We start from the raw sequence: 11,511 nt of genomic DNA, 5'->3' as shown, positions 1-11,511 counted from the left end.
AACGCATAGAGGCGGCCGCACGCCGGCTGTCGTCATTAATCGGATACGGGATTATTGAGGGCGCCCGCGTACACCGATTAACTTGCCTGATGCTTAAAAACTGTAGGTGCCCTGCGCCAGGACGAAGTTCATGCTTTTCAGCCCGGCATGGTGCTGCAGGCTGTTGCTGACGTCGAAGTAAACATAGGCCACCTTGAACTGAAGATCGCTGCGCGGTGTCCAGGTTGTTTCGACCTGATACTGGTTGCCGATAAAGCGCGAGCCCTGCGCGCTGCCTTTCACCGGGCGCATCGGGCCGAGGTAGAAGGCATCCTCGCGGCGTTGCCGCCATAGCGCGTCCCAGCTGAAGTCGATGGACAGGGTTTGCCACGGCGTGATCGTGACCGAAGGATGGATGGCGATCAGGTTCGCCGGCGCCACCAGCCCGTTCTCGGTCAGGTAGGGCAGCTTGGGATACATGGCGTTAAAGGTATTGAGTTGTCCGTCGTGACCGTTTTTATCGCCGCTGGCGATGCCAATCTTGCCGCCGAAGCGCGGCCGCCAGCGCCAGCCGTTCGCCGTATAGCCGGCGTGCGCCGACGCCGACCAGGCGCGGATGTTGCGCTGTTCCGCGCTGCCGAACTGCCAGGCGGCCTCATTGTCCCAGTCGAAGCCCTGCGCCGCGCCGAAAATGCGCGCGCCGACGGTGTAGCGCCGCTCTTGCCCGCTGAGCTGCGTGTAGTGGGCGTCGTTATCTTCAAAGCCGAAGGTATAAAGATCGAGCGAGGAAGCCAGCGGCGTCAGCGGTGTGGTGCCGTACAGCCCCCATACCTTTTGGCTGTTGTCGGTATCGTCGTCGAAACTGCCGGTTTTGAGCGTAATGGGGTGGCCGATAAAGGCGTCGAGGCGGTTTTTGTCCTTGACCCAGCTGGCGCGGATAGCGTCGAAGGAGCGGCGTACGTTGGGCCCGTCGCGGGTGCCCAGCAGGTGCAGCGAGCCCAGCGCAATCTCCTGGCGGCCGATCCGCAGGGTGCCGAGGCCGTAGGCGGTGGGCAGTTTCATATCCACATAGCCCTGGCCGAGGTAGGCATGATCTTCGTCGGTCGGCTTGCGCCCGCGGTCGCGCGGCGTGGCCAGCGACGATCCCACCTGCACATAGGCGCCGACATAGTCGCCGTAGTCGAGGCGCGCGCCAACCAGCAAGCGCTGCATGAAGGTGTCGTCGCGTCCGCCGTTCAGATCCCGCTGATCCGTCCATTCATAGCGCTCGCGCAGTGAACCGTCGAAAGACAACGTGGCCGCATCGCCCAACGGGATGTTTTTCCAGGGGGAAGCGGCGGGCTCCGCCGCCAGCGCGGGGAGCGTGGAGAACAGCAACAGTGCGGGTAGCGTGCGTTTCATCATGGATATCCGAAGAAAAAAGCGCGCCGCAGCGCGCCTTGGGTTTATTTAGCCGTCTGGTGAATTTCTGCGATATAGCCGCCGGGGAAACTCACCAGCGCCGAGGCGCGGCGTTCCGCCGCCGTCGAACGCCACAGCACCTGCGCGCCGCTGGCCGTCGCTTTGGCCAACGTGGCCGACAGATCGTCGACGCCATAGCCGGTGCGCTCATGGCCGAACGGATAAGGCAGATGCCCGTCGGTGACGAAAATGCGCGTTTTGCCGAAGCGGGAGTCCAGTTCGATCTGGCGGATCTTGCCGTTGCCGTTACGGCCGATCGCCGCATCGCTGACTTGCGCGTCGCTCGCCACCTTGGCGTGCGAGAATGCCCGATAGCTGTTCAGGAAGTCGTCGACGCGATAGGCGGAGAGGTACAGGCGGTTTTCCGGCACGCTCAGCAGCGGCTTGTAGTTGGGCGCTTTGGTGTGCCAATAAAGCTGCATGTTGACGCCGCCGGGCCACTGGATCACCGCGTCGCGGCCAATCGGATCGTCGAAGGGTTCGACCTGCACATCGGCGCCGGCGGCCTTGGCTTGCCGAATGGCGGCGTCCATATCCCTGACCAGAAAACCGTTGCGCTCAGCGCCAAACGGATGCGGGATCGGCGTTTTGAAATCGAACACCGAGAAGCTGCCGGCCGGCGTCAGTATCAGCTGGGAGTAGGTTTCGCTGGGCGTGGGCGTGACGTTGACCAGCACGCGTTCGGTGCTGGTGCCGCCGAAGGTTTTCAGGATGCTGTCGACAAAGGCATCCATCTTGCCGCGTTCGACGTAGACATGGGTGGTGTCATACTGCGGCCCTACGGCGACAGACGCCGTATCGGCCGCCCATGACATCGCCGGGAGCAGCAGCGCAAGGGCCGATATTCTCAGCCGACGAGAAGAAATGCCGATAATATGTTGCATGTTGACCTCCAGGTAGCGGTTATTTTCCTGAGTGAAGCGTAATTTCCCATGAGCTTTCCCGTCGGCTGAAAAATAAAAAACCAAAAGCGCAATGCACGCCGTGAAACATTAACGAAGGGCGAACGTCAGGCGCCCAGGCGAATATCGCGCAGGTGCTGAACATCTATTTTTATGGCGTAAAACGATGGGGCGCCTTTGCCGGCCAAACCCGCTGCTGCTAAGGGACGGCGATGATGAGACCCGCCTCGCCGCGTGTTGAGGTGTATCGAGGATAATCCATAACGGTCATCTCCTTGATGGGATATATCGCATTAACGATGTGAGTTTACGCTCTTCATTGCCCTCTAAATATAAATACAGCATTAAAAGAATTGCCGCCCATCAAATTTTTATATGACTTGTTGAGTAAATACGAATAAGCGGGAAAAGAGAATATCGCGGCGCCTGACAGGGCTCGCCGAAGCAGGCCGTTGAGGGGGCTTACGCCAGGTTTGGGCGATCGTCGTAAGGGTTGTTGAGGTTCTTTGCGGGAAGGAACAGCGCGAAGATCAGCATCACATAGGGTGTGAAGCAGAACCAGGTCAGGCACCAACCACCGGAGTAACCCGCATCGTGCAAACGGCGCACATTGGCCGCTAGCATAGGCAGCAAAAACGCTGCAAGCGCGAAAATGGAAATCTCATTCATCTTGCTGGCGATAACAGCGAGATAAAGCAGAAACCAAACGTGCTGGCACAAAAGCAGCATTGAGTAAGGCCCACGGCTTTCGCGGCCTGAGTAGGTGAAGGTCTTTTTGTAACAGTTGAGTAGACTATTCAGGATTCTCGGTTGTTTAGACATTGCGTGCTGATTGTCCTGACTTGTTGACGAGCCATAGCGACGAACAGGTTAAAACCAGAGAAATAAGCGCTGGGCCAGCAAGGTTAAACTGTTCAATAGCAATTGCATCCATCGGGATTTTGTTGAGAGGTTCCAGGAACTTGCTCTTAAGTATCAAGATGACGAGAAGGTAGACGAAGTGGATACCCACCCAAGTGCTATAGATAACGGCATATCGTCTAAGGGATTTTGATTTTTTTTGTCAGTACGATCTGCGTCAGGATGATGACACCGCACAAAATGAAAATCCCGGCGGCCTTAAACTGGGTAACGACCGTTGCTGCAACGTCAGAAACAAACAATGTTTTCCCGGCAAAGTAGAGCTTTGCCATTGGGAGGTGCAGAAAATAACCAATAAACCATAAATGACTATCAGACTAATGAACAGCATCGTTTTCTTCATTTTTTTAGCTCCTTGGCGCTACTCAAGGATAACATCAAATTTTTCATTTCTAGTTCAGTACGAATCATTATCAGATTCTTGGTCGTCTTGTTGTATTTTGCCATTGCAGTAGGGGCTGATTGTCCACCGTTGCTCATAATGAATGAGACGTCTTTCCTGCCATAGAGCTTCATCTCTGGGATAGGATCTTGGCCATAAATGTAAGGTGTGGGTACGTTAATCTTATAGGACTTTCCTAAAAATTCGGGGAGGGGTGCTTTTGCTCCATCCAGAGGTGTTATTCTTGTTTCAAATCCGGCGAACTCCAGTGAATAGAGCGTGCTGCCCCCTTGTTTGTCTCTACTGACCAAGTCGTTGCCCATCAGTATCTTAAATTTTTCCCAAATGCCGAGCTGTGTATAGTCGATCTTTCGCCCCTCCCATAAAACCTCTTGTTCCTTACGCAATTGGTAGACGTAGCGCTGGATTTGTACAGCAGAAGGAGAGAAGTGTCCTATGGACGGGAGTCCATTTTTGCTGAAAATTTGTTCTTTAATGATAAATATTCCTGTTTCTCCGTAAACATTAATATCGTCCATGATTACTCCTATTTTATTGATTTTTAATATTTTTAAATTGTCTTCGTATACATTTAATCTCCTAACCTATCATGGGGTTATAAATTTTATCAATCAGTTAGTCATTTTTATGTGTTGTGTCGTCGGTTTTTACCCTCAAATAAAAAAGCCCGCCGACTTACCGTGGCGGGCTTTGTGCTGTCGCTAAGTTACGCCAGATCGAAACGATCGAGGTTCATCACTTTGTTCCAGGCGGCGACGAAGTCGTGGGCGAACTTCTCTTGCCCGTCGGCGCTGCCGTAGACTTCGGCCAGCGCGCGCAGTTGCGCGTGCGAACCGAACACCAGATCGACGCGGGTGCCGGTCCATTTAACCGCGCCGCTGCGGCGATCGCGGCCTTCAAACAGGCCGTCCTCACCCGCCGGATGCCAGGTGGTGCCCATGTCGAGCAGGTTGACGAAGAAGTCGTTGGTCAGCGCCTGCGGGCGATGGGTGAACACGCCGTGCTGCGTGCCGCCGACGTTGGCGCCGAGCACGCGCAGCCCGCCGACCAGCACCGTCATTTCCGGCGCGGTCAGGGTCAACAGCTGCGCCTTGTCGACCAGCAGCGTTTCGGCCGGCACGCGATATTTGCCCTTCAGGAAGTTGCGGAAACCGTCGGCGAGCGGCTCCATCGCCTCGAAGGAGTCCACGTCGGTCTGTTCCTGCGAGGCGTCCATGCGGCCCGGGGCGAACGGCACCGTCAGGGTGAAACCGGCGTTCTTCGCCGCCTGTTCCACGCCCGCCGCGCCGGCCAGCACGATCAGGTCCGCCAGCGAGACGCGCTTGCCGCCGGTCTGTGCATCGTTGAAGGCGCGTTGGATGCTCTCCAGCTTGGCCAGCGTCGCGGCGAGCTGCGCAGGTTGGTTGACCGCCCAGTCTTTTTGCGGCGCCAGGCGAATGCGCGCGCCGTTGGCGCCGCCGCGCTTGTCTGAGCCGCGGAAGCTGGAAGCAGAAGCCCAGGCGGTGGAGACCAGCGCCGACACCGACAGGCCGGAAGCCAGCACGGCGTTTTTCAGCGCGGCGATGTCCTGCTCATCGATCAGCGGATGATCGACCGCCGGGATCGGATCCTGCCAAATCAACGTTTCCTGCGGTACTTCCGGGCCGAGGTAGCGCGCGCGCGGCCCCATGTCGCGGTGGGTCAGCTTGAACCAGGCGCGGGCGAAGGCGTCGGCCAGCTCCTCCGGGTGCTCATAGAAGCGGCGCGAAATCTTCTCGTAGGCCGGATCGAAGCGCAGCGACAGGTCGGTGGTCAGCATGGTTGGGCGGCGTTTTTTGTTGGGATCGAAGGCGTCGGGAATGGTTTCACCGATGTCTTTCGCCACCCACTGGTGCGCGCCGGCCGGGCTTTGGCTCAGCTCCCATTCGTATTCGAACAGGTGGCGGAAGAAGTCGTGGTTCCACTGGGTCGGGGTGGTGGTCCAGGTGACTTCCAGGCCGCTGGTGATGGCGTCTTTGCCGACGCCGGTGCCGAAGGTGCTGTGCCAGCCGAGGCCCTGCGCTTCCAGTCCGGCGGCTTCCGGATCGGCGCCGACGTGAGACGCCGGGCCGGCGCCGTGGGTCTTGCCGAAGGTGTGACCGCCGGCGATCAGCGCCACGGTTTCTTCGTCATTCATCGCCATGCGGGCGAAGGTTTCACGGATGTCGCGCGCGGCGGCCACCGGATCGGGATTGCCGTCCGGGCCTTCCGGATTGACGTAAATCAGGCCCATCTGCACCGCCGCCAGCGGGTTTTCCAGATCGCGGTCGCCCGAGTAGCGGCTGTTCGGCCCGCCGCTCAGTTCCAGCCAGATCTTCTCAGAGCCCCAGTAGACGTCGTCCGGCTCCCAGGTGTCGGCGCGGCCGCCGGCGTAGCCGAAGGTTTTGAAGCCCATCGATTCCAGCGCCACGTTGCCGGTCAGGATAATCAGGTCGGCCCAGGAGATGTTGCGGCCGTATTTCTGCTTGATAGGCCACAGCAAACGGCGCGCCTTGTCGAGGCTGACGTTGTCCGGCCAGCTGTTGAGCGGGGCGAAGCGCTGCTGGCCTTCGCCTGCGCCGCCGCGGCCGTCGCCGATGCGGTAGGTGCCGGCGCTGTGCCAGGCCATGCGGATGAACAGGCCGCCGTAGTGGCCGAAGTCCGCCGGCCACCATTCCTGCGAGTCGGTCATCAGGGCGTGCAGATCCTGTTTGACCGCCGCCAGATCGAGGCTGTTGAAGGCATCGGCGTAGTTGAAGTCTTTATCCATCGGATCGGACAGGGGGGAGTGCTGGTGCAGCGGTTTCAGGCTGAGCTGATTAGGCCACCAATCCTGATTGGTGGGGCCGTTCTGCGGTGCGGGCTGCTTGCCGCCCGAAAACGGGCATTTGCTTTCAGTTGTCATAATGCGCTCTCTGCTTCCGTAAAGATGCTCCAGCCGCCGGGCGTGGAGCGGTTAACAAGGCATGCGGGTAAGGCTTGCGTCGGGTGTTGCGCTAAATAACTGAACTCAATCGATTGACGTCACCCTCGCCGCCAACGGGCAAAGGGGGACATAGGGCTAAGCTTAGTCAGCGGCGGCGGAGAGATAAAATAGGAATGAGTGAATATTGTGATAGCTTGCGGCGATTTATGGGTGTGCTATTGATAGTCAACACGCCGCGTTATCGGCGCCGCAACATGAACGCGAGCACCGCGTCCGCCAGCTTGCCGAACGGCGCGCGCAGCAGGTCGGTAAAGCGCCAGCGGCTCTGGATGAAAACGCCTTTGGCGTGGCTCAGCGCCCGAAATCCTTCGATGCCGTGACAGGCTCCCATGCCGCTGGGGCCGATGCCGCCGAACGGCAGGTCGTCCTGGGCGAAGTGCAGCAGGGTGGCGTTGATGCTGACGTTGCCGGAGGTGGTGCGCGCCAGCAGCCGGTCCCGATCCTCGCCCGGCGGGCCGAAGTAGTAGAGCGCGAGCGGGCGGGGCGCGGCGTTGATAACGTCGATCGTTTCATCAAAGGCGGCGTAGGTGCGCACCGGCAGCAGCGGCCCGAAGATCTCTTCTTGCATGATCGCGCTGTCATCGGGGGCGCCGACGATAAGCGTAGGGGCCAGCGTGTTCGGCCGTTCAGACGCCGAGTCCGGGCGGTGGCCGACCGGATGGAGTTGCGCGCCGCGCGCCTGTGCGTCGGCAAGCAGCGCTTGCAAGCGGCGATAGTGCCTGTCGTTGATGATGGCGCCGTAGTCGTCGCCGGTTGGCCCGTCGGGATAAAAGCTTTTAACCGCCGCGTCATAGAGCGCCATGAAGCTTGCCAGATCGTCCTGATGAACCAGCAGGTAATCGGGCGCGATACAGGTTTGGCCCGCGTTCGACAGCTTGCCGAACGCCACGCTCTTGACGTTTCTGGCGTTAACCGCGCCGCGTGCCATGACGGCAGGGCTTTTGCCGCCCAGTTCGAGCGTTAACGGCACCAGATGTTTGCCGGCCGCCTGCATGACCTGACGGCCGATCGCCGTGCTGCCGGTGAACACCAGATGGTCGAACGCCAGCTCGCTGAATCTGGCCCCGACGTCCGGCCCGCCGGTCACGACGGCGACCTCATCGGCGGGAAACAGCGCCGCCAGCATCGTTTCGATGAGGCGGCTGGTATGCGGCGTGAGCTCCGAAGGTTTCAGCATCACGCGGTTGCCGGCGGCCAGGGCGGTGGCCAGCGGGATGAAGGTCAACGAGAAGGGATAGTTCCACGGCGCCATGATGCCAATCACGCCCTTGGGCTGATATTGCACATAGGCGCGTGCGGCCTGATACGGCAGGGCGACGTGGCGGCGCTCCGGCTTCATGAAGCGTTTCAGGTTGCGCAGCAGGTAATCGATCGCTTGAACGGTGACCAGAATCTCCAGAATGTCGGTTTCGTAAGGCGAGCGGTGGCCGAAGTCGGCGCTGACGGCCGCCGCCAGCGCGGCGCGCTGGGCCAGAATGGCGCTCCGCAAGCGGCGCAGGGCGGCCTTGCGCTGTTGCATCGTCGGCGCGCCGTCGCGCAGGAAGGCGTGGCGCTGGGCGGCAAGCCGCGGCTCCATCGTCATGAGGATGTCATCTCCCTGCACTTGAATTCTCCTGATGCCGAGTGAAAGCGGGAATGCGGTTTGCCGAATTGGGTTTGACCTTAAAGTGAACTTTAAACCTATACTCGTTAAACGATCAACGCAAGATCGTCGGCCAACCGGGATGAGGGAGCCAGAGATCCCGGCGCCGTGCGCAGTATAAACCTTCTTTTTTAACCATAGTGTAAATGGGAGAAACGACATGGGTTATGTAACGACCAGCGATGGCGTCGAGATTTTCTACAAGGATTGGGGCCCAAAAAACGGCAAGGTTATCTACTTCCACCACGGCTGGCCGCTGTCCAGCGATGACTGGGATGCCCAGATGCTGTTCTTCGTGAACAAAGGGTTCCGCGTGGTTGCGCACGATCGCCGCGGCCACGGCCGCTCCAGCCAGGTGTGGGAAGGGCACGACATGGATCACTACGCCGATGACGTCGCCGCGGTGGTAAAACACCTCGGCGTACAGGGCGCCATGCACGTGGGCCACTCGACCGGCGGCGGCGAGGTGGTGCGCTATATCGTGCGCCACGGCGAGGACAAGGTGTCCAAAGCGGTGCTGATCAGCGCAGTGCCGCCGCTGATGGTGAAAACGGACAGTAACCCGCAGGGTACCCCAAAATCGGTATTCGATGATTTCCAGGCGCAGCTGGCCGCCAACCGGGCGCAATTCTATTACGACGTGCCCGCCGGCCCGTTCTACGGCTATAACCGTCCGGGCGCCAAACCGTCGGAGGCCATTATCTGGAACTGGTGGCGGCAGGGCATGATGGGCGGCGCCAAGGCGCACTATGACGGCATCGTCGCCTTCTCGCAGACCGATTTCACCGAAGATCTCAAGAAGATTGCCATTCCGGTGCTGGTGATCCACGGCGACGACGACCAGGTGGTGCCTTATCAGGACTCCGGCGCGCTGTCGGCCAAGCTGGTGCAAAACGGCACGCTCCATACCTATAAGGGCGCGCCGCACGGCATACCGACCACCCATGCCGATCAGGTCAACGCCGATCTGCTGGCGTTCGTGAACAGTTAAGCGCGAACAAGCACTTTTGCTCCGCCCTGAGTGGGCGGAGTTTTTTTCATTGCGATGAGGAACGCCAATGCAAACGATCCTGGGCGCCAGTGGCCAGATCGCCCAAGAGCTGGCGCGTGAACTGAAGCGCGCGTACACCGATGATTTAAGATTGGTCAGCCGCAACCCGAGGAAGGTCAACGACAGCGATACGCTGGTCGCGGCCGACCTGCTCGATGCACAGCAGACCCTGGCGGCGGTGAAGGGCAGCGACGTGGTGTATTTCGCCGCCGGCCTGCCGCCGGATTCGGCGCTGTGGGAGCAGCAATTTCCGACCATGCTGCAGAATGCGTTGGACGCCAGCCGTACCGCGGGCGTGCCCTTTGTTTTATTTCGACAATACCTATATGTATCCGCAGAACGGCGAGCCGCAGACGGAATCGACGCCGTTCGCGCCTCGGGGGCGCAAGGGACGGGTGCGCGCCCTGATGACCGAGAAGGTGCTCGACGAGATAGAGCGCAAGCAGATCCCCGTGCTGATCGGCCGTGCGCCCGAGTTTTATGGGCCGGGAAAAACGCAGAGCTTCACCAATGCGCTGATCGTCGACAGGCTGAAAGCGGGGGAAAAACCGCGCGTGCCGGTTCGCGACGACAGGCTGCGCACGCTGATCTGGACGCCCGACGCCAGCCGTGGGTTAGCCCGGCTCGGTAATACGCCCGACGCGTTCGGCCAGACGTGGCATCTCCCGTGCTGCGACGAGCGGCTCACCTATGCGCAGTTCGCCGCGTTGGCCTGCGAGGTGTTTGGGAAGGACATTTCATATTCCGTTATCGGCAAATGGGCGTTGATCGCCGCGGGGTTGGTTTCGTCCGGGGCGCGTGAGATGCGCGAGCTGCTGCCGCGCTACGAGCACGATAACCTGTTCGACTCGACCAAGTTCAAACAGCGTTTTCCCGACTTCGCCGTCACGACGTATCACGCCGGGCTGGAAACGATTTGGCGGGAGTGGAAAAACGCGCAAGCGCCGCGCTGAGGCGTCCGTCACGCCATGAGCAGGCGCATTCGGCACTTTGTCATCACTCTGCCCTCATGATCCTCTCGCACCGTCTCGATCGGCGCGAGCGAGCCTCGCCCTTCACCGGGCGGGGCTTTTTATTTTTATTGGCTGCGGCAGCGCGTCACCAGTGATAGCTGATGCCCATATCGAGTTTGTCTGACGCATCGACGCCGGGGGCGTGCCGAGAAAGGTTATTGAATTCATAGTTAATAAACACCTGCATGTTGCTATTGAGCAACCAGGTCACGCCCAACTCCTCGTAGTTCAATAAGTCGGTGTTGCGGCCTGCCCGGGCCTGTATCAAACGGGTATAGCCGATGTTGGGCTGAATATGGTCCGTCAGCCGGTATTTGGCGAGCGCTTCATAACTGGACGCCGAGCCGCGGTTAGCGGTTTGTTGCGGGCTGATGGCGTTGTCGCTTTGGGTGAACACGGCCGCGAGATAGATTTTTTTCGACGCATAGAGAACCCCCTCGGCCAGCGTATCGATGCGCCGACGATAGCCGGCGGCGCGTTGCTGCCGCTGCGTGGTTTGAGACACCGAAGCGGCGGCGATGAGGCTGAGCGTCGGCGTCAGCGCATAGCGGAAGGAGGCGCCGAACCCGTTGCCGTTTTGTTTGCCCAGCGCCTGTCGATCGTCGCCGTCTTTGAACTGATACTGCAGCGCGAGGGCGGCGTGCCGCTGAAACAGGCTGAAAGGTTTGCGGTAAGTGAGCAGGTTGTGCGCCCGGCCGCGCATAAAGTTGTCGATGTAGTTGTAGGCCATTTCTCTGAACAGCGGGGAGCGATCGGTCAGGGCGGTCACATCATAGAGCACGCCCCAGTTGCGGCCGATATCGAGGCTGCCCAGGGCGGCGTTCTGCACGCCGAGGTAGGCGAGCCGGGTGCTGTTTCGGGTGGCGTCGGCGAAGCTGACGGTATATTCCCAATGGGCGTAGGCCCGCCAGCGCGGCGCGATCTTTTTTTTGCCGATCAGGCCGAAATAGAGATAGCTGCGGTCGCCGTCGTCGCGTTCGCTTTGGCCGCTGTAGCGTCTGGCGATAATCGTGCCGTAGAAATTCAGGCTGCTGTGTTGCGATACCGTCAGCGGCACGGCGAAGGCGCTGCGCGGCAACAGGGCCAGCAGCGGGAGCCACAGGCTCGCCGAAAAAGCGCGAGGATTGCATTTTATCATGTTGACGCCGTCCCTGTG

The 11,511-nt window shown here is 59.8% G+C and carries 9 protein-coding genes and 1 pseudogene; 3 read left to right on the top strand and 7 right to left on the bottom strand.

Annotated features, from left to right (window positions below; genetic code table 11):
- Positions 1-93: 93 nt before the first annotated feature.
- From SERRSCBI_RS15685 to SERRSCBI_RS15660, 6 genes are all read right to left on the bottom strand, one after another.
- On the bottom strand, positions 94-1,383 hold the full coding sequence (locus SERRSCBI_RS15685) for an alginate export family protein (protein ID WP_042785005.1): 1,290 nt from the start codon (positions 1,381-1,383) through the stop codon (positions 94-96).
- Between the two features lie 41 nt (positions 1,384-1,424).
- Complete coding sequence (locus tag SERRSCBI_RS15680; RefSeq protein WP_033651863.1) at positions 1,425-2,324, bottom strand: VOC family protein; 900 nt, start codon at positions 2,322-2,324, stop codon at positions 1,425-1,427.
- 480 nt (positions 2,325-2,804) lie between these two features.
- Positions 2,805-3,164 carry a DUF805 domain-containing protein gene (locus tag SERRSCBI_RS15675; RefSeq protein WP_046896410.1) on the bottom strand — a complete coding sequence of 120 codons (360 nt, stop codon included), beginning with the start codon at positions 3,162-3,164 and terminating at the stop codon, positions 2,805-2,807.
- 438 nt (positions 3,165-3,602) lie between these two features.
- A complete protein-coding gene (locus SERRSCBI_RS15670; protein WP_049866697.1) occupies positions 3,603-4,184 on the bottom strand; it encodes a hypothetical protein in 582 nt (193 codons plus the stop codon).
- Between the two features lie 188 nt (positions 4,185-4,372).
- Positions 4,373-6,568 (bottom strand): catalase/peroxidase HPI, encoded by a 2,196-nt coding sequence (gene katG, locus SERRSCBI_RS15665; protein WP_042785004.1) that lies wholly within the window; start codon positions 6,566-6,568, stop codon positions 4,373-4,375.
- Between the two features lie 259 nt (positions 6,569-6,827).
- A complete protein-coding gene (locus tag SERRSCBI_RS15660; RefSeq protein WP_042785003.1) occupies positions 6,828-8,231 on the bottom strand; it encodes a coniferyl aldehyde dehydrogenase in 1,404 nt (467 codons plus the stop codon).
- Between the two features lie 220 nt (positions 8,232-8,451).
- On the opposite strand from SERRSCBI_RS15660, the gene SERRSCBI_RS15655 reads away from it, so the two are divergent.
- The 3 genes and pseudogenes from SERRSCBI_RS15655 (at position 8,452) to SERRSCBI_RS15650 (ending at position 10,295) form a co-directional block, all read left to right on the top strand.
- A complete protein-coding gene (locus SERRSCBI_RS15655; RefSeq protein WP_033643735.1) occupies positions 8,452-9,282 on the top strand; it encodes an alpha/beta fold hydrolase in 831 nt (276 codons plus the stop codon).
- A gap of 67 nt (positions 9,283-9,349) precedes the next feature.
- Positions 9,350-9,595 (top strand): annotated as a pseudogene (locus SERRSCBI_RS25160) (NAD(P)H-binding protein); the annotation flags it as partial.
- Between the two features lie 49 nt (positions 9,596-9,644).
- Positions 9,645-10,295 (top strand): NAD-dependent epimerase/dehydratase family protein, encoded by a 651-nt coding sequence (locus tag SERRSCBI_RS15650; RefSeq protein ID WP_232230719.1) that lies wholly within the window; start codon positions 9,645-9,647, stop codon positions 10,293-10,295.
- Between the two features lie 145 nt (positions 10,296-10,440).
- Here the strand turns inward: SERRSCBI_RS15650 and SERRSCBI_RS15645 are convergent, their stop codons facing one another.
- Positions 10,441-11,493, bottom strand: a complete 1,053-nt coding sequence (locus SERRSCBI_RS15645) for a porin (RefSeq protein ID WP_042785001.1) — start codon at positions 11,491-11,493, stop codon at positions 10,441-10,443.
- Positions 11,494-11,511: the final 18 nt, after the last annotated feature.

Source organism: Serratia sp. SCBI (assembly GCF_000747565.1).
In the GTDB taxonomy this organism is placed as follows: domain Bacteria; phylum Pseudomonadota; class Gammaproteobacteria; order Enterobacterales; family Enterobacteriaceae; genus Serratia; species Serratia ureilytica.
Note: the sequence above shows the minus strand (reverse complement) of the source record. Positions and strands in the feature narration are given on the sequence as shown.

Bases quoted from the DNA above. Each gene is read 5' to 3' on its own strand.
- SERRSCBI_RS15685 (WP_042785005.1), bottom strand. From the start codon at position 1,383: ATGATGAAACGCACGCTACCCGCACTGTTGCTGTTCTCCACGCTCCCC.
- SERRSCBI_RS15680 (WP_033651863.1), bottom strand. From the start codon at position 2,324: ATGCAACATATTATCGGCATTTCTTCTCGTCGGCTGAGAATATCGGCC.
- SERRSCBI_RS15675 (WP_046896410.1), bottom strand. From the start codon at position 3,164: ATGTCTAAACAACCGAGAATCCTGAATAGTCTACTCAACTGTTACAAA.
- SERRSCBI_RS15670 (WP_049866697.1), bottom strand. From the start codon at position 4,184: ATGGACGATATTAATGTTTACGGAGAAACAGGAATATTTATCATTAAA.
- katG (WP_042785004.1), bottom strand. From the start codon at position 6,568: ATGACAACTGAAAGCAAATGCCCGTTTTCGGGCGGCAAGCAGCCCGCA.
- SERRSCBI_RS15660 (WP_042785003.1), bottom strand. From the start codon at position 8,231: ATGACGATGGAGCCGCGGCTTGCCGCCCAGCGCCACGCCTTCCTGCGC.
- SERRSCBI_RS15655 (WP_033643735.1), top strand. From the start codon at position 8,452: ATGGGTTATGTAACGACCAGCGATGGCGTCGAGATTTTCTACAAGGAT.
- SERRSCBI_RS15645 (WP_042785001.1), bottom strand. From the start codon at position 11,493: ATGATAAAATGCAATCCTCGCGCTTTTTCGGCGAGCCTGTGGCTCCCG.